The sequence below is a fragment of the Mucilaginibacter sp. P4_D1 genome (genome assembly GCF_056401935.1).
In genome coordinates, this window is record NZ_JBFUIJ010000028.1 from 34,677 (window position 1) to 55,203 (window position 20,527).

Consider the following 20,527-nt stretch of genomic DNA (forward strand, 5'->3'; position numbering starts at 1 on the left):
ATCATCAATCGTCTGTACCTTTAAAGGAATAATAAATTGATAACAGCCGTAATGCCCGAAGACAAAAACAGTCATATTATACATACCATTAAAGCGTATGGTAAAAGCCTGTTGAGTTTTATAAGGCGGCGGGTAAACAACGATGCCGATGCCGAAGACATTCTGCAGGATGTGTGGTACCAGTTTAGTTCGGTTATCAACTCGGAGCCTATTGAGCAAACAAGCGCGTGGCTGTACCGTGTGGCCCGCAACAAAATAACGGATAAGCATAAAAAAAAGACAGAAACCCTGCTGGATGATATGCTGGCTACCGACGACGATGAAGAGGATACCGATAATTTTAAATCGATCCTGTTTGCCGAAACCAGTACACCCGAAACTGAATACCTGCGCAACCTGTTTTGGGACGAATTATTTTTGGCGCTGGATGAACTGCCCGAAGAACAGAAACAGGTTTTTATTTGGCATGAGCTTGATGATGTACCGTTTGAGGAGATAGCTACCCGCACCGGCCAAAACATCAACACCCTGGTATCGCGCAAGCGTTACGCTGTGCTGCACCTGCGCAAAAGGCTTAAACAGTTATACCTTGAAATAACAGAATATTAAAAAGAATTTAAAACATTAAAAGATAATGAAAAGATCATTTTATAAAGCGCGGTTTATACTGTTCCCTATAGGAGCGGCCGCCATCCTGGCGCTCATCAGTTTTGTGGTGATGCAGTTATGGAACAATCTACTACCGGTTATATTACATGTAGGTGTAATAACCTTTTGGCAGGCCATGGGCATATTTATACTATGCAAAATACTGTTTGGTTTTGGTAAAGGCAGTAAGCCGGGATGGGCCCGCGGAGGCTCGCCCTGGATGCGCAAACGTATGGAAGAACGTTTTAAAAACATGAGCCCCGAAGAAAAGGAAAAATTCAAAGCGAAAATAAAAGATCGCATGTGCAACTGGGACCATCACGGCCACGGAGGATTTGGACGCCGCCCATGGGATGATTTTGCATCGACAGAAGAAAAAGGAGAATAGTGAGTGGTTGAATGGTTGTGGTAAGTAGTTTCAAAAATGAAACTACTTACCACAACCATCCTCCAAAAAATCTTGATACTTGATACTAACTACTTGATACTAAAACATGAACATCCTGGTATTTTCAACAAGCGTTAAAGAAAAAAGGCAGGTAAACAAAGTAACCACTTTGCTTACCAAAATTCCGGCTATCGCCCATTGGAATTTCGACCTGGAAGACTGCGATAATATACTACGCATCGAGGCCGAAAACCTTTCGCCCCGCTACATCGAAAGGCTATTGATAGGCGCCGGGATAAATTGCCAGGAGCTGGAATACTGATAACGTTGTACGTGTGACGTTTTACGTTATACGTAGCTCTTATACAGCCGAACAAAAAACGTAAAACCTACACTACTGATAACGTTGTACGTTTTACGTGATACGTAGTTGTTATAAACCCAAAAACGTAAAACGTATCACGTAAAACGTACAACCTCCTTAGCTTACTTCTTCGGTGCCGGGCTGTTAATCTCGATCCAATAACCATCCGGATCCTGGAAATAAAGTTGCAGCACGCCGTCGGCCCTTAAGGTTGGCTCTTTACTATCACCTTTCCAGTTGCTGTATTTAATATTATAACTGTCTAAAACTTTGGCAAACTCATGAACCGACCCTACCGAAAAACACAAATGCTCGGCTATTGGGTGTACGCCGGCGCAGTCGCCCTGGATGGCATGTAATTTTACCCCGTTGCCCAGGCTGTACCATTGGTGCACAGTATCTTTAAAAGGGTTACCTACCTTGCGCAGGTGCATTACATCGGTATAAAAAGCTACGCTTTTTTTAAGGTCTTTTACGCAGATGGCAATATGATCAACCACCGGTACGGCATCGGTACCCGATTGGGCAAAGCAAAAGCCCGGTAACACAAGGGCGGCAATTAAACATATTAATTTAAGCTTACCCGGTTTACGGGTATTAAGATTGAGTAAAGGGCTCATTTTAAGTTTTTTGGTTTAAAAACCTAAAGATATGTGTTTATATAACACTAAGACCAAATCACAGAAATATTACTTAAACAAATATTGGTGATTAAACTCGGTTTCGGGAACAACATTAACCGTATTATTCCTGTTCCAGTCGTCAATATCTATTAAACCCATACGGGTTTGATAATGGCCGTCATCGTTAGGGCATTTAACCACGTAAAGCCCTTCTGGCGCCAGTTCAATAACCGGGCGCGCACCGCATGTTTTACAAAACATGCAGTTTATCGTTTTTGGTATATTAACGTAACCCCTCATATTATCCATGTTTACGTTCAACAATCTGTTACGGTTGCTTTATTGTTAACATAACACAATAAAAAATATTTTGCAGCAATATTTCACTGCCCGCAGGTATTCAATCAGCCTCCGAACTTATTAAATATCAGGCCGCGTATTAATTTCTTTTATTTACATTTATTGCCATGCAACCCGATATTGAACAGTTAAAAACCACTTACAAAAACTTAAGCGATGATAAGCTTACCCGCCTTGCCATAACCGAAGCCGCAAGCTTAAGGCCCGAAGCGTTAGATATACTAAAAGCCGAAATAAAAAGCCGCGGGCTCGATGAGGGCATTATGAACGGCGTAAATGTGCAGCTTGCTACTCCGGGTAGTTTAGCCATTGATAGCTATATCTCGCTTATCCGCAGCCAGCCATGCCCGGTTTGCAGCAGTACGGCCCAACCGCTAAACGCTATTGTAATTGGCAGCGTTAAAAGCTTTATTATACTAACACAGTACAAAAAAAAGTTCATGATTGCCTGCCCGTCATGCCTGCAACAAGCCAACCAACGTGCTACCTCGGCAACTGCCTTAATGGGCTGGTGGGGTTTACCATGGGGAATTATACGCACATCGCAGGCATTGTTCCGTAACATGAAAGCCAACAAGGTGATCAGGGCCGATGGGCCCTCGGATAACCTAGTCTCGTTCGTAAAAACAAATGTCGGTGTAATTGAAAGTGTGCGTAAAAACAACCATTCGTTACAAGTAATGTTAGACAGCGTTAACAAGCGATAAAACTGAACCCATGATTATGCAAAAACTAAGTAAACCGGCATTCATATACGCCATATCGTTAGCGCTGATCGTTTGGTTTTCTGTCATTTTGCAATTTTACATCTCCACAGCCGCCTATGTACAACAGGGCYGAACATTTGGTGGCGCCGTAGTGCAAATTATTAGTTTTTTTACGGTACTAAGTAACATACTGGTTGGGCTTTGCCTTATTGCTGTTCTTTTAAATAAGGTTTCGGCATTTAAAAAAATCTTTGGCAGCGGTAGTGTAATCACGGCTGTAGCGCTCTACATCACCATAGTGGGCCTAATTTTCAACACTGTATTACGTAGTATTGTACATTTAAAGGGCTTGTTTGCACTAACCAACGAACTTACCCATGTATTTAACCCTATAGCTTTCGTCGCCTTCTGGTTGTTTTTTGCACCTAAAACAAAACTATCGTGGCGGCAGGCTGCGGGTTGGTTGTGGTACCCGTTATTATACCTTGTTTATGTACTTATTCGCGGGGCAATTTTCCATTTTTACCCCTACCCTTTTGTAGATGCCGATAACCTGGGCTATCAGCAAGTGGCTATCAATTCTTTTTTTGTGATGGTGGCTTTTTTACTATTCGGATGCGTATTTCTGATGCTAAACAACAGGCTGGCAGCAAAATCATTTCAATAATAACTTACGGTTTAACCGAGTAATGTACTATCAAAACCTATTGTGGCACATAGCGCCGCGATTACACATTATTATTAAAAACAAAAAAAGCGCCGGGTTTTTCAAATCCGGCGCTGTTTTTTGCGGGAAAGCTTTGGGCTTTAAGCATTCGGCTTTGGGCTTTCCCTTATGGCGTATTAACAGGATATCAAATTGTTATGGGTTTAATCGTTCCATAAATGGTTAAACGGGAACGATGTGGCCAGTTTACTTTTTATAAAATGATCTTCTTCTTTCTGTAAGCAATCGTTGGTATAAACGTCTTCGTCGGCGTTTACTTTTAAAATGCTGCCTGCAATGCGCTCAACAATGGTTGATAGCGTGGTTACTTCGGTGTCGGGGATTTGGATTGTTAATATTGCCATGGTAGTTGTTTGTTTTAATTGATATTTCAAAAATAATTCTTTGTTGCTAATGCTGTGTTTGTTTAAAGTCAAAAATTAATCATTTGATTAACTTTTATAAAACGCCTTAAAAACCCTATCTATTGTTGCTCCTCAAAAGCTTTAACATTGTTTAACAAATAGCATGTAGCCGGTCGCCCTTTAGTATGATGACGATTGAAAAGCGCTAATATTTTATCAAATAATTTTTTTATGTTTTTTGGACAGGTAGTATGGCTAACCACTTTAAATTGTTTTGGCCGCCTGGTTTAATTTCCCCTCAACAACAACGACGAAGTGGTGGCGAACCTGGCGGCTTTAAAACTTAAGATACCCAATTTTTTGGCTGTCTTTTTTGAATTTTTACGCAAAAAAACTTCAGTCTATTTTTGTGTAAATATTTGTAGTTTTTGTATCAATAAACAGTGCATTTATTGCTAAAAAGTGTGTATCTATTGCCATATTTTTAACTATTTGTGCATGAAAAAAGGGTAGTTTGAAATATAAAAGGAAGCGCGTAAATTTGTACTGATTACCCACAAATAAAAGCGGGGTCGATGTTGTTTACTGCAAGCATTGAATTTGTGAAATTGCATTAATTTATGTAAATTAGGGTTCATCAATTTTGATCACCTACACTTCGTCTCATAGGTTCCTTTTTCTTCTATTTATGCACGGCAACGGTCTTCTGAAAGTTTTCCTGGTTATACCTGCAATTAGTTTGTTGTTTGACTGGTATGTGTTTTCCGGGTTAAAAACATTAATTGCCGGCTGGCGCTCCCGGCTTTGGCAAAAAATAGTTTTATGGGGATACCTGCTGATTTCGGTAGGCGTTACAGTTTTACTCGTAATCGGCCTGCCTGCTTTTAAAACCGTTGGCGGTATGCGGCCTTTCCATGAATGGATATTGAGCCTGTTCCTTACTTTTTTAATTACTAAACTGTTTTTTATACTTGTTTTGTTTTTGGGCGATATAGGAAGGTTACTGACAGGCTTATTTAAACTAACCAAACAAGTCAAAGATAAACCAGTATTGCCGGCCCGCCGAAAATTCATTAGTGAAGTAGCCGTGCTGGTAGCTGCAATACCCTTTACCTCTTTTTTTTATGCTATGCTGAAGGGGAAATATGATTATCGCTTACATAAAGCCACCCTTTATTTTGATGATTTGCCTGCCGCCTTTGATGGCTTTACCATAACCCAACTATCCGATATCCATTCGGGTAGTTTTGATAATATAGCGGCCATGCAAAAGGGAATAGATATGGCCAAAGCGCAAAAAAGCGATCTGTTTGTTTTTACCGGCGACCTGGTAAATAATGCCGCCACAGAAATTGAGCCTTATTTAGATAGGTTTGGATCGATAAAAGCGCCTTACGGCCAGTTTTCTATTTTGGGTAATCATGACTATGGCGATTATATTGAATGGAAAAGCCCCGAAGCTAAAGCTGCCAACCTGGAAACCTTGAAACAGCACCATAAAACTCTGGGTTACCGTTTGCTGCTTAACGAGAATGTCACCATTAAAAAAGATGGCCAGCAGCTCTCGCTCATCGGAGTGCAAAACTGGGGCCGTGGTTTTATACAAATGGGCGATTTAAATAAAGCGCTTAGCGGTGTACCCAAAGATGCATTTAAGGTGTTGCTATCGCACGACCCTACCCACTGGGAAGATCATGTGCGGTATAACCCTGCCAATATCCATCTCACCCTATCCGGCCATACGCATGGTGCGCAATTTGGTGTGGAGATACCTGGCTTTAAATGGAGCCCGGTTAAATACACATACCTCGACTGGGCCGGCCTGGCCAACCAAAACCAACGTTATTTATACGTAAACCGGGGCTTTGGTTTCCTGGCCTTTAGCGGCAGGCTTGGTATCTGGCCCGAAGTTACTGTAATTGAGTTGAAGAAAAAGGTTACAGCTTAGCCATATCGATATGAACAAGTTACTGCAATTGATTTTGGTACTACTGATTTTTGATTCGTGCAGGCATCCCAAACCGCATTTGGTTAATAAATTATATGTCCCATCAGACGAAGCCGAGATTACAACGCTTGCCTTTAATTACATTATGCCTTCAGACAGTGTTTTAAAAGCACACTTAATTAAATACAAATTTCCCGCATCCGAAACGGATAACATCGAACAGCTAAAAAAACAGTTAGATACCGCCAGGCTGTATGTTTTTATTGCAGATACCTTGATAAGGATACCGGAAGATTATCTAAAAAAACAAGCAAAAAGCCGCCATCGGGATGATAAGAATATGGTTAAAAATATGCTGGTAGATAGTTGGGCCCCTGAAGTGATCATAGATGAAAAACCTGGCCTATTACAATTGAAAAATTTGGCTTTCACTCATAATTACGAATATACACTGTATAACCAGCGAAAAAAATTGCCAGCGGTTTTCTTCAACGCGGGAATGTTCAGGATGTCGGCAGTATTTTTCAATCAGGATAGGACCAAGGCCTTTGCCTACATTGAAAAACGCGGCGGGTTGGTTGTAGCCCAGGGCTATGATATTTTCCTGGAGAAGAAAAAAGGAAACTGGTTTGTTGTATTATGCGATATGGATTGGGCTTCCTGATTTCTGGCAAGGTTTTTATACCTGTTATGTCATATCTATAAAATATAAAACCATGGCAACATCTAACGTAAAACAGATAGGCAAAGGCAACACAGAAGTAAAACCCGTACACAGTACATGGGAAATAATGAAGCCTTTTGTACATTTTGGCTTAAAGGCTACCGGGCTTATCGCAAGCGCCCTCATTACTATAGTTAAAAATATACCAAAGCCCGACAAGCACAAACAGCCTGATGATAAGCGCAATAAGGTTATTAAAATTTAACTACTATAACATTTATTTTCATATTACAAAGGCCTGATACAACTTTTCGACCCCGTATTTTAACGGGGTCAAATACAGTGTTTTCACGGATTGACAGCCACTGTTAAATTTCGGAGATTTAACATCGTTAACCCCTGAAATTAACTAACGATGCCCCTACAAATAATCGGTGTTCACAGAACCAACGATGTGCATGATAACCCCTATCTGGCTATCAACTCGTTAATGTGGATTGATGATCATACTCAAAACCGCGGCATCACTACCAGGGATGTACTCTTCGATTGGATAAATGATAACGGAATGGCTTATGTTCTTGATGAACAAGGCAATAAATTCAGGTTGCTTACAGCAATAACTAAAGGTGGTCTTAAATATCTGCGTACTGTTTTTGATGAAACAGAATCTGACAGATTGTTAAGTCTTTCCGCCTAAAATAACTAACAAAAAGCCTAAACCTTCATTTTTATACCTTAACCTTGTAAGCGACCTCTGTCATACGTTTGATAGGGGTTTGCTTTTTTGCCCCAGCGAGAAGAGCCAAGAATCAAGAACCCAGAATTAAGAGCTTAGGTTTGCAATTACCTCTATAAAACGAGCATTACCATAATATTGGACTGTGTTTTATAAAATATCCCCATTTATTAACCCCTATCTATCACACCTCCAAAACCACACTTTTGTCGAATTAAATTCATTTTTACAATTAATTATCGAATTTAATTCTGACAATTAGTAATATTACCGTATGATTAACGAAACAGACATCGTTTTGGACAAAACAGACCTGCAGATATTACGATTGATGCAGGATAACGCCCGCATATCAAACGCCGACCTGGCACGCGAGCTTGGAATGGCACCATCGGGTATATTGGAACGGGTGAAAAAGCTGGAACAAAAAAATGTTATCCAGCAATATGTAACCAAAATAAACCCCGTTGCCTTACAGCAAAAATTACTGGCTTTTATTTTTATGAAAGCGGCCGACGGACCAGGCTCTGATAAAACCACGCAGGAGCTTGCCAAAATACCCGAAGTACAGGAGGTACACCATATAGCCGGCGATGATTGTTACCTTATTAAGGTACGCACTTATGATTCGGCATCGTTGATGCACCTTATGCGTACGCACTTTAGCAAAATCCCACATATTTTGAACACGCGTACCACCATAGTGCTCGAAACCGTGAAAGAGCAACAACAATTAGTTATACCCGAAAAATAAATATATCATGGCCTCTTCTTCACAAAAATCTGCTTCGCCCCTATTGGTTATTGTAGCTTTTGCTACAGTTTACCTGGTTTGGGGTTCTACCTATTTTTTTATAAAGATGGCGGTGGATGGCTTCCCCCCGTTTTTACTGGGCGTACTCCGCTTTTTTACGGCAGGCGCTTTGTTGCTTATTTGGAGTGCCATTAAAGGCGAGCGGATTTTTGTAAAGCGCAATATGATTCATGCGGCGGTGAGCGGATTTTTGTTGCTGGTAATTGGTAACGGCGTTGTAATATGGGTTGAGCAAACCCTGCCGAGTGCTATGGTTGCCATTATGGTATCATCGCCACCCATTTGGTTTGTATTGCTGGATAAACCAAACTGGCGCACCAATTTTAAAAACAAAAGCACTATTATTGGCCTTATAATCGGCTTTGCAGGGGTAATATTATTGTTTAGCGAGCAGATAGAAAGCATGATGGGGCCAGCGTCTGGCCCATCAAAGCTGCCGGGAATGCTTTTATTAATTATAGGCACATTGGGCTGGGCGTCGGGCTCGCTTTATTCAAAACATTACAATACCCAAGGTTCCGCAGCGGTAAACACGGCATGGCAAATGATTATTGCAGGCATTGTATTTATACCATCAACTTTTCTTCACCACGAAGTTCAGTCGCTTAACTGGAGCGCTATCCCGGCACATAGCTGGTATGCATTGTTGTATCTAATAATTTTTGGATCCATAGGTGCATTTAGTGCCTATGTTTGGCTATTGCAGGTACGCCCTGCAACACAAGTTGGCACTTACGCTTACGTTAACCCGGTTATCGCCGTGATATTAGGTGTGCTTTTTGCCCACGAAGGCGTTACCCTGATACAGGTAACCGGCCTGATGGTTATATTAGCAAGCGTGCTGCTAATTAATTTGAGCAAGTACAGGAAAGAGAAAGCCGTGGAACAGGAAGCAATTTTGGTTGAATAGTACATTCGAGAATTAGAGTCAAGAACTAAGAGCCAAGAATTGATGTTTATCTTGTTTCTTGAATCTTAATTCTTGACTCTAATTTTCCCATTTCCCAAACTCAAAGTACCTGGTTATTTTAATGCTCACCTTGCTGCCTACTTTATATTTCCCCCTGTTGTAGTTCATTACTCTGAGGGTAACATCGTTATTATCGATGATCAATTCTTCAAAAAAACCTTTGAATAGGATCATTTTGATGAGCCATCTTTTGCCGATGGTTGCAATTTTCACATGCTCGGCATATACAACAACAATACTGCGCTTACTTTTAATGCCGCAAACTTTAGCCTGGGTTGATGTAAGCATACTGCTACTGGCCAGTATTTGCGAAGTATACAGCAATTTAGGCGAGTGGTATAATTTATCAGGCGGGCCGTGTTCAACAATTTCGCCTTCTTTTATTACAATAAGTTCGTCTGCCATTGATAGTATCTCTGCCGGATCATGAGATACCAGCACCACTGTTGTCTTCCACTCCCTCACAATCTGCCTGATATCGTGCTGCAGGGCTTCCCGGTAATAGGCGTCAACCTGGTTAAACGGCTCGTCAAGCAGCAATACTTGCGGCCGGCTTATAAGGGCTTTGGCTATAGTAACACGCTGTTTTTCGCCACCACTTAGTTTGCCAAAAGGGTAATCCCTCAGCGGGTAAATATTAAGCATATTAAGAGCTTCAGTGACCAACTTTATTTCATGGCTACGGTCTTCGGGAGGCATTCCATCACGTACAGTTTCCCAAACAGACGATTTGGGGTTCATATCAACACCATTTTGGGTAACCATCCGCATTACCTTGTGGGCATGTTGTATCCCATGCTCGCGGCTTAATACCCTTTCTTCCTTAAAAAAAACCTCGCCATGATCTGGCTGTAGGGTGCCAAACAATAAGTTAAGGAGCGTGGTTTTACCACTGCCGCTTTCGCCAACTATCGCGGTTATCTTACCCTTGGGCACAAATATGGTTATATTGTTTACCCCGGTTGATTTATCGCCAAAAAAGTTTTTGGTAACAGATATGGTTTCAAGTATCAAATCATCTTGCATTCCTGTGTACTTTTTATCGCTTAAAATTTTGCTAAAGGCAAATAATAGTGACTTAATAAAGCACCTAAGCTATAAAAAGTTTGCTGTCAACAAAAACTAAAGCTTATATTTTATATGCATGCAAACAATTTACACCGATAGTTATTCTTACTACAGCAACCCATCAAAATCACCACCATGAACAAAACCATCGGTATAGCCCTTATAGTTATAGGTGCCATCATGCTCATCTGGACGAGCTTTACTTATACCAAAAAGGAAAAGGTGATTGACGCCGGGCCGCTCCAGGTTTCTGTTGATAAGCAAAAAACCGTTAACTGGCCCCCGTATTTAGGTGGCGCATTAATTATTGGCGGCATAGCCGTAATTGCCTTATCAAAAAGTAAGTAAGCCTATTTATTATCAACAGCCTTAAGTATGCTTATATCTTTACCGGCTAATAATTGAGCGTAATTAATCATTTTAAATTTTTTTCCCTCCATCGCCCTGAATTCCGGTGAAAGCAACATGTTTAGTTCTGTTTGGCGGTGAAGGCTGGTTAGGGGTTTTCCGTCTTTACCGTTCATCATGCTGCTATTCATATCCACCAGCGCGTCCATCTCGGGACTGGCAGTGGCTGTATGGATAACCACCAGGTTTGTCTTGTTGGGGCTAAGTTTGGTGCTTGCATAATTCAGAAAAACCTTTTTCTTGGTGGCTATCGGCTCGCCCCACATTTCCATATAGGTTTCTCCAAAATAGGTAACGCTACTTAGGGTTGATATGGCTAATTTATATTTGTGCGCCAGTTTTTCGGTTAGTGCCCTTAGCTCAGGTGTCGATAACGCGATCCCCATGTGCGGGTCGATATAGGTAATTTTAAGCCCCGAGGCTAATGCACGTTCAATTTGTGCCGATAGCTCGGTTTCTACTTCCTCCATTTTATATCCGCTTTTGGCGAACGATGACATGGAATGCGGGAAATAGCCCACTTCATCAACTAAACTTGGCACTGCAGTTCGCCCGGTAACCGGCCCCCAGCGGTAGTTTTTCCACTCAGATGTTAAGGTTAAGTGTACCCCTACGCTTACGTTCGGATATTTTTTCAAAATCTCAACGGCTTCCTGGTACCATGGGCAGGCAAACTGTAACGAAACGGAAAAAGGCAAGCCGGTTTTAGCCATCTTTTCGGCGGCCATATTTACAGAATGGTTCATGCCTATATCGTCAAGCCTTATCAACAATTTTGGCAGTTGATCAGCATTCTGCGCTATCGCGGGACTTAACCAAACAACTATCATCAACAAAAACAGGTACCGCTTAAGTATATCTTTCATTAAATCGGTGATTTTTAGGTATAAAAAACAAAAGATCAATTATAAATGATCTAAAAAACATGAAAAATTACCATTTATTGTAATAATAAAATGTAAATATCACAAAAATCAACGGTTGCAACATTTATTTACTGAGATTTTGCGTTAATTCAATATCTTGTAAACCATAATAACGCTTATATCACTAAAAATACCCCTATTTAAACGTTACCTATGCATAATATCTGGCAGAATTACAAAGCCATAATTAATCGCAATTGTTTAGGTAACACCGAACAACTGCATGGTTTGCGTTATTGGAGCAACAAATTATTTGCAGCAATAATGACGTACTTTTTGCCGCTTGCTATCATTGCCGTAATTTCCGGAGGGTATGTCTGTATTTCAAATCATTTTTACGCACTTGCCATTTTCGTTTCATTTATTGTAGTTGCTATCGGGGTCGTGGCATTATTACCTGGTATAAGTATCCCGGCCCGTAAATCACTTTTTATTGCGTTTCTGTATACGCTTGCCATATTTTTGCTCTACTACCTCGGGTGGTATGGGCCAGGCTTGCTTTATTTATTGGCTATAACATTTGTTTGTTTGCTTATATTTCATGGCAAGCACCCGTTTTGTACTGTTTACATGAACATATTTATTTGCATTTCGGTAGCGGCTTGCATTCAGTTAAAACTTTTATCAAACGGCATAACGCTCCAATATTCCCTCGGCGCATGGATAGCGGCATCAGTAAACTTAATTGTTTTGAGTGCGGCTATTGCCAAACTTTTGCCTGCACTTTTTAATGGCCTGCAACAAAGCAACAACCGGTACGAAACCGTTGCGCAGGCCACAAGTGATACCATCTGGGATTGGGATATCAGTAGCGATACTATTCAGTACAATTATGGCATGAACCAGGTTTTCGGGTACAAATTGAGCGAAATTGCCAATGTAACCAACTGGTGGAACACCAAGCTTCACCCTGATGATGCCGAAAAAGTTACCGGAGGCCTTGCCCAGGCTTTTACAAGCAAAAGCAATCACCTGCAGCTCGATTACCGGTTTTTATGTGCCGATGGCAAGTACAAACATATACTTGACAGGGCTTTAATTATAAGAGATGAAAGCGATAAACCCATACGTGTTATTGGCGCTATGCAGGATGTTACCCGCCAAAAAGAAGAAGAACAATGGCTGCGCCTTACCGAATCGGTATTAAAATATGCCACCGACGCGGTTTTGATTTTTGAGGCCGAAGCCAATGAAAATCAGCAAAGAAAATTAGTATATGTAAACCAGGCATTTACCAATATTACCGGCTATACCCAGCAGGAAACAATTGGAATGGTAACCGATGTTTTATGGGGTAACAACGTTGCCGGCGTCGCTCAAAACAATTTGTTGACCACCTTTGATCAGCAGGTAGCGTTTGAGATTGAGGTAATTAATTATAAAAAGAACGGCGAACGATTCTGGAGCAGTAAATCGGTATCACCTGTTAAGGATTCAACTGGCAGAACAACCCATTGGATCTCGATTGAGCGCGATGTTACCCAAACAAAAAACCACGTTAACGCTATCGAAAAACAAAATATTAAACTTAAAGAAATAGCCTGGACCCAGGCCCACACGGTACGAACCCCGGTTGCCAGGCTCATTGGCCTGGTTGACTTACTACTTGATGAAAATACCCATGCAACGGATTACGACCAGTTGCTCAATTTTATTTCAGTATCCGTGCATGAACTTGATAACATCATCTTAGGTATCATCCGAAAATCAGAAAACGAGCAGATAAATTTAATGCCTAAGTTGGACAATTTATAGACCAACGCTTACCGGACATTCTGAGCCTGTCTGTAACCACTCATACTGAAAGACCCTGCTAATCCTATAAAATCATCAAATCCAGCACTACTCCAATAACAAAGTATCCTCATCGTCGGTAAGGCTTAGCTGAATGCTGTCTGCCCCTGCAATACCTTCAATGCTGCCTTTAATATGCGCGGCGTTTAACAATACTTTATCCAGCTGCTTCTCGCGCGATTTCCACATTTTTTCCATCGCGTCGCGTTCTTTTTGGATAGAAAGACGCATACTCATATAACCTTCCCGAATGGCTTTCCATTGTTCAGAAAACTCGCTGCTGGTTAAGTAATCATACAACAGGTGCATTTTATCGCCTTTATTATCCTGCGATTTAATGAGATTTGATAATTTGATAACACCATCGCGCAGGATATAGGATACGGCCTTTACCTCATCAAAACTACAAATCCAAACGCCATCTTTTTCGCCAAAACAATCCATGCCTTTAGGGTAGCATTGAGTAACAATTACGGCTACGTCCACACCAACGCTGCGCATGTCTTTTTTGAGTTTGTCAATCCAGTCGGCGCCAAAAGTGGCTGTGCGTTTACTTTCGTAAATAATTTTACCACACTCCTGCCCAAACTGGTTACGAACGGTTTGAACGCAATCGGCGCCGCGAACCCCTTTACCAACTTCGCTTATTATATCAAACGGAAAATAGTTGCGCAGTAATTCTTCCAGTATCAGTTCCTGCACTTCGCCTTGTAATTGCATCGATCCTTGCTCGGCTTTGCGCTTCATTTCTTCGGCAAGCTTCTTTTGGTCGTCAAGTTGTTTTTCCAGTTCTTTTACTTTTAACTGGTATTCAATATCTTTTATGCTATGCCGCTCAGCTTCCTGTCGCCTAATCTGCTCGCCCAGTTCATTACGTTGCTCCTGCAATTTACGTTGCAATGAAAGCTCCATTTCCTCTTCTTTTTGCTGCAGCTGTTTTTCGCGCTGCAAAAATTCAAGTTCTTTCTGGCGCGATAGCTTTAATTTCTCTTCGCTCTCCTGCGCCGAATTTTTAAGCATAAGCACCTGGTTTTCATAATCCTGGCTTATGGATTTGCGCAAATTTTCCTCCAACACCAGTTGCAGCTGTTTTTTCTCGGCATTCAGGCGCTGTTCAAACTCGGCTTTTTGCTGGCGCTCTTTACTCAAAAACTCCTCGTCCTTTTTACGGTATTCCTCCTCCTTTTGGCGGGTATAATCTTGCATTTTAACCCGGAGCTCTTTTTTATACTCCTCGGCCATCACCTCCTCTATCGGAAAACCAAAACCACAACTGGGGCACTTAACTTCTGTAGCCATACTTTTTATCACGCGAAAAACATTTTCGCACCTCAAATATAGGAATTTATACAGCGCCAAATTTTAACGAAAATGTAATACTTGCAGTTATCAATTATTATTTATACATTACATCAATGCAAATTTTACAAATTGGCAAGGTCTTGTGGAGCTACGATTACGAAATCGCGGCACTTACGTTGATCGATGAAGCCGGAGCCCTTTTTTCGCTAACTCCGCCCCCCCACCATCGTGAGGGTGAAATTATATTGACCCCAACAAGCCTGGTTATTGATGGCTATAACTACCTAAATATCCCCTTAAACAAGCTTGAACAAGTATATCTTGGATTTGATGATGTTTACAAAAGATCATTAGTAAGAAATAAAGGCCTTTTTTGCCAACCCTTAAGGTTGCGCTACAAACAAGGTGATGATACTGCAGTAGTTTACCTTATTGTAGATCTTAGGTTTTTCGGCACAAAAAACCAGCTCTGGTTTGATACCTTAAAACAACTCCTGGCCGACTAAGCCTCTTTTACCCCAAAACACACCTTTTCTTAAAACATGTAGTGCTTTGCCTGAAAGCAATCCGGTTAAAATACCGCATTATGGGTATTTTTTATGAATCACCAATTTGTCATATTTGACACTACAAACCATCACTAAAACCCTTTATCTCCTGGCCCCTATTTAATTGGCCACCTGTAGCAAAGGCTTACATAATTTATTAATCATTATGAAAAAACTCGGACTACTACGGTTATTTATTTGTTTACCACTCATCGCGCTTATTATCCCCAACGTTACCGAATCATTAATAAACCCCAATTACAAGGTGCCACTTATACACGTTATAGCGGGTGCCGCACTTGTGGTTGCAATTGGCATTTGCACAATCATTATCTACTACCTTCAAAAACAGCAACTTAAAGTACAATACCAGCGCAACAAAAACTAACTAAAAAGCAAACGGCGTACCCGGTTTACCAGGTACGCCGTTTAGCGTTTTAAGCAATATTATAATTATTTAGCTTTAGCAAATTCGCCGTTAGCTTTAATGGTAACTTCATCGCTTAACATAGCCGAACCAAATTTACTACCAAAGCCAAAATCAGCACGTTTTATTGTGCCTGTTAACTGGAAACCAGCATCATCGGCTTTGCTCATTGGGTTTTGAATGGTACCACGGTACCATAAATCAAATGTAGCTGGTTTGGTAACACCTGCCAAAGTAAGGTTACCGGTAACGGCATAATGTTTATCAGAAGTTTTTGTTATACCTGTGCTTGTAAAAGCAATTGTTGGTTTATTTGCAACATCAAAAAAATCGGCAGATTTTAAGTGATTATCACGATAATCGTTATCTGTGCTTACAGATGCTGTTTGTACAGTAAACGAAACTTTAGCATCGCTAAAATCTGGCTTTGCAGCAACAATAGTAGCATCGTAAGTTTTAAAAGTACCGTCAACATCATTTACCAGTAAGTGGGTAACTGTAAACTTAACATTTGAGTGTGCTTTGTCAACCGTCCAGGTTGTTTGTGCCKAAGCGGCAGTATACAAAAATGCCGACGCTAACAGGATAAAGACTTTTTTCATTTTACTTGAGATTTTGTTTTTTTATGATCCAAAAGTATACAAAGAATTGGAATATTTAGCAATTAAATGTTTAAACACTTAATTATTAAATTAGGATGACAAATTACGACTAATTTAGTGGGGTAAACAATATTTTCGGCGTACTAAATACATTAACAGAATGGAAAAACGGCGGTAATTTACTTAGCGCCAAATACATAAAATAATGAAAGGCCTACATTACTGCTAATAAAGCTGGCGTCAAAAGTATTAGTGCTATAATTGTTTGGGGATTCGTCATTCCCTTTTGAATGCTGATAAGCTATGTTAGCTAACGAAGCCGAAATCCCAATATTTCTTGAAGGGTAATAAACGAGGGCAAGGTTTGCACCAGCAGAATAATTATCGCTTTTGTAAGTATCACTTGCCTGATTAGGATCTGAATAAGTGTTTTTGGTATTATATTTACCATAACCCACATATGGACCGGCGCGCAAACCTATCTTATCGGTATACATGAAGTATTTTCTTAAAAATAACTGTGCGCTATAATCATATTGACGGCTACGGTAAGGCGAGGATCCCTGGCTGTTCGTATTACTCATATGATCATAACCTAAGTTAACGCCAATATCTAACTTGTTGGCAATAAAATAACTGTAGCTTGGCCCGATACCAAACGATGACGATTTGGAGTTTAAATTATAAGATGATCCAGAATTTGGATCATTGATAACGTTACTCGATTTTTGAGAATGAAAAGACACGTTGACACCTAATGTTTGCGAGCCTTTTTCGGTTTGGGCTTTTGAAATTTGAAAAGCCAGTAAAAATGCAGGGATTAAAAGCAGTACTTTTTTCATATTGTAATAATAGTTTATTGAGCATTTGAAACGGCTTTTATTTGCCTATATTTTGCCAATACAGCTATTATTAAATAAATATTTTTCGCGATAATATAAGGTTATAACCGGCGTTTAATTTGATTTTATCATCAAAGTTATCTTCCCTCCAGGCTATCCCTGTACTCCTTAAGCGCTTTTAAAATCGAAGTAGCGATGGTGAACTGGCCGTCTTTTGAGTTCAGGTATTCTTCATCAGTTGGGTTATTGATAAATCCAGTTTCAACTAACACTGCAGGCATACCGCTTTGGGCCAGTACCAGCACGCCTTGCTCCTTTACCCCAAAGGTATGGTGCCCATCTGCTTTCTTTACCTGGTGAATAATCATATCACCAAAATGAATGCTTTGTTTGCGGTACTTTTGCTGAAAAGCATTCAACACAATGGTATTAACTACATTATCATCGCCATAACCGTTATATTTATTCTTATAATCATCTTCAATAAAAATAGAAGCGTTCTCCCGCAATGCCTCCCGCTGTTCCTGGCTGCGGTGAAAACCGTAAACCAACACCAGGGTGCCGTGCTCTTTGGCTCTTTTTTGTGGTGATGAATTACAATGGATAGAAATAAACAGGTTGCCGTGGTTACTGTTGGCTATTTCGGTGCGCCGGTGCAATTCAATAAAGGTATCTGTACTACGGGTCATGATGGTTTTAACACCGGGCATTTCGTTATTTACCAAATCGCGCAGTTTTTTGGCAATACTAAGCGCTATATCTTTTTCTTTTGAAGTGGCGCCGTGTGCGCCGGGATCTTTACCCCCATGGCCGGCATCAATGATAACTGTTTTGAACTTAAAGTGATTTGTAACCGGCTTTGTTGCACCACTTTCTTGTCCGTATAAACTGTTAACTGAAAACAAACGGAAGAAAAAACAAACAAATACAAGTATACGCGTACTTTTTAGGTAGATGGAAAACATGAAGAATTTTGTATATAGGTACTTTAAATATTTTAACTATAAATGCCATAATTAAGATATTGTTTGGTGTACTTAGTTTAAATGTATGTTTAATTAAATTCCGCAAAGGTAGTATTAGTTAACATTTTAACGTTATTTGGGTTCAAAAAAACACCCAAATAACAAAGCGACAAGAGATGCAATGGATATCATGTTTAATTTTTTATATTTATATTTTACTAATTACCATTTGATTTATGCCATTTAAAAAGCTACTGTTTACCGTGTTCGTTTTCAACTTTTTTGTACAAACCAGTTATAGCCAGGAAAAACAAATCCCCTACGGCGACAACGCATCTGTGGGCAAATATTACAACATACGCGGCATTAAGCTATATACCGAAACTTATGGCAGTGGCAAACCCTTACTGATGATACATGGCAACGGTGATAAAATGAGCGCTTTTAAAAACAACATCCCATATTTTGCAAAAAAATATAAGGTTATAGCCGTGGATAGCCGTGCGCACGGCAAATCAACCGATGCAGCCGACTCGTTGAGTTTTGAACAAATGGCCGATGATTTTGCCGCCCTGCTGGATGCGATGCATATCGATTCGGCTTACGTTGTTGGCTGGAGCGATGGTGGTATTAACGCGCTGGAACTTGCTATGCGCCATCCTGGTAAAGTTATAAAACTGGCGTCGACAGGTGCAAACCTCTGGCCCGATTCAACCGGGTTAATACCCAGTTTATGGAAAGATATGCAGAAAAACTACGCTGCACATAAAAACGAAGTCTGGAAAACCGCTAAAGAAAAAAACGACTGGAAAATATTCATGCTGGATTATGACCAACCGCACATCAAATTAACCGAACTACACAAAATCAAGTGCCCATCGCTTATTATAGGCGGCGACCACGACCTTATCCCGGTAGAACATACTGTAATTATTGCTCAAAATATCCCAAAATCCTATTTGTGGATCGTACCCAACTCGGGCCACCCTACACTCGTCGAACATAAAGACGAGTTTAACAAACTGGTGGATGATTTTTTTGAGAAACCTTTTAAGCAACGATAACTTTTCTATATAAAAATCAGTCTATACACTGATAAATAATTTTATTTTTAAGTCTATAGTTTTAAAAAACTTGCTTATTTCAAACTATAGCCTTAATTTTGTTTTGTACTAAAGCGGTATAGGGTATGAAAAACAGAAAACAACAGTTGATTATTGAGCAGATGGATAAAAAGCTTACCGTTTTTAAATCGGTTGAGAATGTTATCATACCGTCAAAAGGCTGGTTAAATGCTGTGCGGGTATCCCTTAAAATGACTTTACAACAATTGGGCAGTCGTTTAAATATTACGGCACAAAGCGCAAATGACCTGGAAATGCGGGAAGCCCTGGGCACTATAAGTTTAAACCGGTTGCGGGAAGCTGCTGATGCTTTAGACATGAAATTTGTATATGGGATAATACCCAAGGATGGTTCTATCGAATTAATGATTGAAAAACGAGCTAAGGAGCTTGCCCAAAAGATTGTGTTGCGAACATCTAATTCAATGAAATTGGAAGACCAGGAAAATTCGGGAGAAAGAATAGAAAAAGCTATTCAGGAAAAAACAGAAGAGATCAAAGAAGAGTTGCCCAAATATTTATGGGAATAAATTTTGAATACCAGGATGGGCAAACCCCTTTGGACGAAGAGGAAAAAGAGGGTTTGCTCATTACTACCATCACTACACGCGCAGAACTGGATGAGTTTGAGCAATTGAACATTCAAAAAGCTATAGAGTGGACCTTAATCCGGAAATTCAAATCGGATAAAGTGTTAACAGAGGGGTTTATTAAAGAACTTCATTACCGTATGTTTGGTGACACCTGGGCCTGGGCAGGTAAATTCAGAAACACAAATAAAAACCTGGGAGTGGATTACTTTAAAGTAAGCGTAGAGCTTAGAAATCTATTAGATGACACAAGATTCTGGGTAGATAAAGCAATTTATCCACCAAACGAAATAGCCATCCGCTTTAAACATCGAATAGTTAGCATTCACTGTTTTGCAAACGGCAACGGCAGACATTCCAGATTATTAGGCGACATTATAATTGAACACCTTTTTAAGCTACCAGTGTATTCATGGGGAAGTTCAAACCTAATTAAAGCAGACCAGAGCAGAAAATTTTACCTGACTGCCATAAGAGTCGCCGATAAAGGTGATATTGAACCGCTTATAAATTTTGCTCGTTCTTAGCTTGCTTATCAAGTCACACTCGTTCCACGAACCATATACCTGTTCAAATCCATGACAGTCCATGACAGTTCCCGAATTACTATTGCCTACATTAGCTTTACCAATTTA

General features: G+C 40.3%; 27 protein-coding genes. 18 read left to right on the plus strand and 9 right to left on the minus strand.

Annotation, left to right across the window (positions count from 1 at the left end; translation table 11 throughout):
• Window positions 1-36: 36 nt before the first annotated feature.
• The 3 genes from AC1DV1_RS20680 (at window position 37) to AC1DV1_RS20690 (ending at window position 1,358) form a co-directional block, all read left to right on the plus strand.
• Window positions 37-609 (plus strand): RNA polymerase sigma factor, encoded by a 573-nt coding sequence (locus tag AC1DV1_RS20680; protein WP_477362733.1) that lies wholly within the window; start codon window positions 37-39, stop codon window positions 607-609.
• A 25-nt stretch (window positions 610-634) separates the two neighbouring features.
• Window positions 635-1,036, plus strand: coding sequence for a hypothetical protein (locus tag AC1DV1_RS20685; protein ID WP_477362735.1), 402 nt, complete (start codon window positions 635-637; stop codon window positions 1,034-1,036).
• A gap of 106 nt (window positions 1,037-1,142) precedes the next feature.
• The gene (locus tag AC1DV1_RS20690) at window positions 1,143-1,358 is read left to right on the plus strand and encodes a hypothetical protein (protein ID WP_477362737.1); all 216 of its coding nucleotides are present in this window, start codon (window positions 1,143-1,145) and stop codon (window positions 1,356-1,358) included.
• A 164-nt stretch (window positions 1,359-1,522) separates the two neighbouring features.
• On the opposite strand, the gene AC1DV1_RS20695 is transcribed toward AC1DV1_RS20690, so the two are convergent.
• Both AC1DV1_RS20695 and AC1DV1_RS20700 read right to left on the minus strand, forming a co-directional pair.
• Complete coding sequence (locus tag AC1DV1_RS20695; protein WP_477362740.1) at window positions 1,523-2,020, minus strand: VOC family protein; 498 nt, start codon at window positions 2,018-2,020, stop codon at window positions 1,523-1,525.
• A gap of 69 nt (window positions 2,021-2,089) precedes the next feature.
• Window positions 2,090-2,284, minus strand: a complete 195-nt coding sequence (locus tag AC1DV1_RS20700) for a hypothetical protein (protein WP_477362743.1) — start codon at window positions 2,282-2,284, stop codon at window positions 2,090-2,092.
• 206 nt (window positions 2,285-2,490) lie between these two features.
• Between AC1DV1_RS20700 and AC1DV1_RS20705 the strand changes: the two genes are divergently transcribed.
• Window positions 2,491-3,090: a hypothetical protein gene (locus tag AC1DV1_RS20705; RefSeq protein WP_477362746.1), complete on the plus strand. Its 600-nt coding sequence runs from the start codon at window positions 2,491-2,493 to the stop codon at window positions 3,088-3,090.
• A 16-nt stretch (window positions 3,091-3,106) separates the two neighbouring features.
• Complete coding sequence (locus tag AC1DV1_RS20710) at window positions 3,107-3,757, plus strand: Pr6Pr family membrane protein (RefSeq protein WP_477362749.1); 651 nt, start codon at window positions 3,107-3,109, stop codon at window positions 3,755-3,757.
• A 203-nt stretch (window positions 3,758-3,960) separates the two neighbouring features.
• Here the strand turns inward: AC1DV1_RS20710 and AC1DV1_RS20715 are convergent, their stop codons facing one another.
• Window positions 3,961-4,161, minus strand: coding sequence for a hypothetical protein (locus AC1DV1_RS20715; RefSeq protein WP_143065553.1), 201 nt, complete (start codon window positions 4,159-4,161; stop codon window positions 3,961-3,963).
• A gap of 688 nt (window positions 4,162-4,849) precedes the next feature.
• On the opposite strand from AC1DV1_RS20715, the gene AC1DV1_RS20720 reads away from it, so the two are divergent.
• From AC1DV1_RS20720 to AC1DV1_RS20745, 6 genes are all read left to right on the plus strand, one after another.
• Window positions 4,850-6,109, plus strand: coding sequence for a metallophosphoesterase (locus AC1DV1_RS20720; protein ID WP_477362752.1), 1,260 nt, complete (start codon window positions 4,850-4,852; stop codon window positions 6,107-6,109).
• A gap of 10 nt (window positions 6,110-6,119) precedes the next feature.
• Window positions 6,120-6,773, plus strand: a complete 654-nt coding sequence (locus AC1DV1_RS20725) for a hypothetical protein (RefSeq protein WP_477362755.1) — start codon at window positions 6,120-6,122, stop codon at window positions 6,771-6,773.
• A 52-nt stretch (window positions 6,774-6,825) separates the two neighbouring features.
• A complete protein-coding gene (locus AC1DV1_RS20730) occupies window positions 6,826-7,038 on the plus strand; it encodes a hypothetical protein (RefSeq protein ID WP_477362758.1) in 213 nt (70 codons plus the stop codon).
• A gap of 150 nt (window positions 7,039-7,188) precedes the next feature.
• Entirely contained in the window at window positions 7,189-7,473 is a 285-nt protein-coding gene (locus AC1DV1_RS20735) for a hypothetical protein (protein WP_477362761.1), read from the plus strand.
• A gap of 313 nt (window positions 7,474-7,786) precedes the next feature.
• A complete protein-coding gene (locus AC1DV1_RS20740) occupies window positions 7,787-8,266 on the plus strand; it encodes an Lrp/AsnC family transcriptional regulator (protein WP_477362764.1) in 480 nt (159 codons plus the stop codon).
• A gap of 7 nt (window positions 8,267-8,273) precedes the next feature.
• Window positions 8,274-9,236 (plus strand): EamA family transporter, encoded by a 963-nt coding sequence (locus AC1DV1_RS20745; protein ID WP_477362767.1) that lies wholly within the window; start codon window positions 8,274-8,276, stop codon window positions 9,234-9,236.
• Window positions 9,237-9,314: 78 nt separating this feature from the next.
• Here AC1DV1_RS20745 and AC1DV1_RS20750 read toward each other — a convergent pair whose 3' ends face one another.
• Window positions 9,315-10,322 carry an ABC transporter ATP-binding protein gene (locus AC1DV1_RS20750; protein ID WP_477362770.1) on the minus strand — a complete coding sequence of 336 codons (1,008 nt, stop codon included), beginning with the start codon at window positions 10,320-10,322 and terminating at the stop codon, window positions 9,315-9,317.
• A gap of 177 nt (window positions 10,323-10,499) precedes the next feature.
• Between AC1DV1_RS20750 and AC1DV1_RS20755 the strand changes: the two genes are divergently transcribed.
• A complete protein-coding gene (locus tag AC1DV1_RS20755; RefSeq protein ID WP_477362773.1) occupies window positions 10,500-10,712 on the plus strand; it encodes a hypothetical protein in 213 nt (70 codons plus the stop codon).
• A gap of 2 nt (window positions 10,713-10,714) precedes the next feature.
• Here the strand turns inward: AC1DV1_RS20755 and AC1DV1_RS20760 are convergent, their stop codons facing one another.
• Complete coding sequence (locus tag AC1DV1_RS20760; protein ID WP_477362776.1) at window positions 10,715-11,638, minus strand: ChbG/HpnK family deacetylase; 924 nt, start codon at window positions 11,636-11,638, stop codon at window positions 10,715-10,717.
• A gap of 213 nt (window positions 11,639-11,851) precedes the next feature.
• On the opposite strand from AC1DV1_RS20760, the gene AC1DV1_RS20765 reads away from it, so the two are divergent.
• Complete coding sequence (locus AC1DV1_RS20765; protein ID WP_477362779.1) at window positions 11,852-13,453, plus strand: PAS domain-containing protein; 1,602 nt, start codon at window positions 11,852-11,854, stop codon at window positions 13,451-13,453.
• 87 nt (window positions 13,454-13,540) lie between these two features.
• On the opposite strand, the gene AC1DV1_RS20770 is transcribed toward AC1DV1_RS20765, so the two are convergent.
• The gene (locus tag AC1DV1_RS20770; RefSeq protein WP_477362782.1) at window positions 13,541-14,791 is read right to left on the minus strand and encodes a DUF2130 domain-containing protein; all 1,251 of its coding nucleotides are present in this window, start codon (window positions 14,789-14,791) and stop codon (window positions 13,541-13,543) included.
• 116 nt (window positions 14,792-14,907) lie between these two features.
• Between AC1DV1_RS20770 and AC1DV1_RS20775 the strand changes: the two genes are divergently transcribed.
• Window positions 14,908-15,300 (plus strand): hypothetical protein, encoded by a 393-nt coding sequence (locus AC1DV1_RS20775; RefSeq protein WP_477362785.1) that lies wholly within the window; start codon window positions 14,908-14,910, stop codon window positions 15,298-15,300.
• Between the two features lie 208 nt (window positions 15,301-15,508).
• Window positions 15,509-15,730, plus strand: coding sequence for a hypothetical protein (locus AC1DV1_RS20780; protein WP_477362788.1), 222 nt, complete (start codon window positions 15,509-15,511; stop codon window positions 15,728-15,730).
• Window positions 15,731-15,795: 65 nt separating this feature from the next.
• On the opposite strand, the gene AC1DV1_RS20785 is transcribed toward AC1DV1_RS20780, so the two are convergent.
• The 3 genes from AC1DV1_RS20785 to AC1DV1_RS20795 all read right to left on the minus strand — a co-directional run bounded on the left by AC1DV1_RS20785 (window position 15,796) and on the right by AC1DV1_RS20795 (window position 18,178).
• The gene (locus tag AC1DV1_RS20785) at window positions 15,796-16,371 is read right to left on the minus strand and encodes a YceI family protein (protein ID WP_477362791.1); all 576 of its coding nucleotides are present in this window, start codon (window positions 16,369-16,371) and stop codon (window positions 15,796-15,798) included.
• A gap of 179 nt (window positions 16,372-16,550) precedes the next feature.
• Window positions 16,551-17,213 carry an autotransporter outer membrane beta-barrel domain-containing protein gene (locus AC1DV1_RS20790; protein WP_477362794.1) on the minus strand — a complete coding sequence of 221 codons (663 nt, stop codon included), beginning with the start codon at window positions 17,211-17,213 and terminating at the stop codon, window positions 16,551-16,553.
• Window positions 17,214-17,350: 137 nt separating this feature from the next.
• Complete coding sequence (locus tag AC1DV1_RS20795; RefSeq protein WP_477362797.1) at window positions 17,351-18,178, minus strand: N-acetylmuramoyl-L-alanine amidase family protein; 828 nt, start codon at window positions 18,176-18,178, stop codon at window positions 17,351-17,353.
• 236 nt (window positions 18,179-18,414) lie between these two features.
• Here AC1DV1_RS20795 and AC1DV1_RS20800 point away from each other — a divergent pair, with 236 nt between their 5' ends.
• The 3 genes from AC1DV1_RS20800 (at window position 18,415) to AC1DV1_RS20810 (ending at window position 20,419) form a co-directional block, all read left to right on the plus strand.
• Entirely contained in the window at window positions 18,415-19,242 is an 828-nt protein-coding gene (locus AC1DV1_RS20800; protein ID WP_477362800.1) for an alpha/beta fold hydrolase, read from the plus strand.
• Window positions 19,243-19,367: 125 nt separating this feature from the next.
• Entirely contained in the window at window positions 19,368-19,832 is a 465-nt protein-coding gene (locus AC1DV1_RS20805; RefSeq protein WP_477362803.1) for a mobile mystery protein A, read from the plus strand.
• The gene (locus AC1DV1_RS20810) at window positions 19,823-20,419 is read left to right on the plus strand and encodes a mobile mystery protein B (RefSeq protein WP_477362806.1); all 597 of its coding nucleotides are present in this window, start codon (window positions 19,823-19,825) and stop codon (window positions 20,417-20,419) included. Before AC1DV1_RS20805 ends, AC1DV1_RS20810 begins: the two co-directional genes overlap by 10 nt.
• Window positions 20,420-20,527 lie beyond the last annotated feature (108 nt).

Excerpts from the sequence above, each read along its gene's own strand:
- AC1DV1_RS20705 (WP_477362746.1), top strand. The coding sequence starts at position 2,491 with ATGCAACCCGATATTGAACAGTTAAAAACCACTTACAAAAACTTAAGC.
- AC1DV1_RS20735 (WP_477362761.1), top strand. The coding sequence starts at position 7,189 with ATGCCCCTACAAATAATCGGTGTTCACAGAACCAACGATGTGCATGAT.
- AC1DV1_RS20720 (WP_477362752.1), top strand. The coding sequence starts at position 4,850 with ATGCACGGCAACGGTCTTCTGAAAGTTTTCCTGGTTATACCTGCAATT.
- AC1DV1_RS20730 (WP_477362758.1), top strand. The coding sequence starts at position 6,826 with ATGGCAACATCTAACGTAAAACAGATAGGCAAAGGCAACACAGAAGTA.
- AC1DV1_RS20790 (WP_477362794.1), bottom strand. The coding sequence starts at position 17,213 with ATGAAAAAAGTACTGCTTTTAATCCCTGCATTTTTACTGGCTTTTCAA.
- AC1DV1_RS20755 (WP_477362773.1), top strand. The coding sequence starts at position 10,500 with ATGAACAAAACCATCGGTATAGCCCTTATAGTTATAGGTGCCATCATG.
- AC1DV1_RS20760 (WP_477362776.1), bottom strand. The coding sequence starts at position 11,638 with ATGAAAGATATACTTAAGCGGTACCTGTTTTTGTTGATGATAGTTGTT.
- AC1DV1_RS20765 (WP_477362779.1), top strand. The coding sequence starts at position 11,852 with ATGCATAATATCTGGCAGAATTACAAAGCCATAATTAATCGCAATTGT.
- AC1DV1_RS20805 (WP_477362803.1), top strand. The coding sequence starts at position 19,368 with ATGAAAAACAGAAAACAACAGTTGATTATTGAGCAGATGGATAAAAAG.
- AC1DV1_RS20810 (WP_477362806.1), top strand. The coding sequence starts at position 19,823 with ATGGGAATAAATTTTGAATACCAGGATGGGCAAACCCCTTTGGACGAA.
- AC1DV1_RS20750 (WP_477362770.1), bottom strand. The coding sequence starts at position 10,322 with ATGCAAGATGATTTGATACTTGAAACCATATCTGTTACCAAAAACTTT.
- AC1DV1_RS20700 (WP_477362743.1), bottom strand. The coding sequence starts at position 2,284 with ATGTTTTGTAAAACATGCGGTGCGCGCCCGGTTATTGAACTGGCGCCA.
- AC1DV1_RS20795 (WP_477362797.1), bottom strand. The coding sequence starts at position 18,178 with ATGTTTTCCATCTACCTAAAAAGTACGCGTATACTTGTATTTGTTTGT.
- AC1DV1_RS20725 (WP_477362755.1), top strand. The coding sequence starts at position 6,120 with ATGAACAAGTTACTGCAATTGATTTTGGTACTACTGATTTTTGATTCG.
- AC1DV1_RS20800 (WP_477362800.1), top strand. The coding sequence starts at position 18,415 with ATGCCATTTAAAAAGCTACTGTTTACCGTGTTCGTTTTCAACTTTTTT.
- AC1DV1_RS20780 (WP_477362788.1), top strand. The coding sequence starts at position 15,509 with ATGAAAAAACTCGGACTACTACGGTTATTTATTTGTTTACCACTCATC.
- AC1DV1_RS20685 (WP_477362735.1), top strand. The coding sequence starts at position 635 with ATGAAAAGATCATTTTATAAAGCGCGGTTTATACTGTTCCCTATAGGA.
- AC1DV1_RS20695 (WP_477362740.1), bottom strand. The coding sequence starts at position 2,020 with ATGAGCCCTTTACTCAATCTTAATACCCGTAAACCGGGTAAGCTTAAA.
- AC1DV1_RS20745 (WP_477362767.1), top strand. The coding sequence starts at position 8,274 with ATGGCCTCTTCTTCACAAAAATCTGCTTCGCCCCTATTGGTTATTGTA.
- AC1DV1_RS20740 (WP_477362764.1), top strand. The coding sequence starts at position 7,787 with ATGATTAACGAAACAGACATCGTTTTGGACAAAACAGACCTGCAGATA.
- AC1DV1_RS20690 (WP_477362737.1), top strand. The coding sequence starts at position 1,143 with ATGAACATCCTGGTATTTTCAACAAGCGTTAAAGAAAAAAGGCAGGTA.
- AC1DV1_RS20775 (WP_477362785.1), top strand. The coding sequence starts at position 14,908 with ATGCAAATTTTACAAATTGGCAAGGTCTTGTGGAGCTACGATTACGAA.
- AC1DV1_RS20715 (WP_143065553.1), bottom strand. The coding sequence starts at position 4,161 with ATGGCAATATTAACAATCCAAATCCCCGACACCGAAGTAACCACGCTA.
- AC1DV1_RS20770 (WP_477362782.1), bottom strand. The coding sequence starts at position 14,791 with ATGGCTACAGAAGTTAAGTGCCCCAGTTGTGGTTTTGGTTTTCCGATA.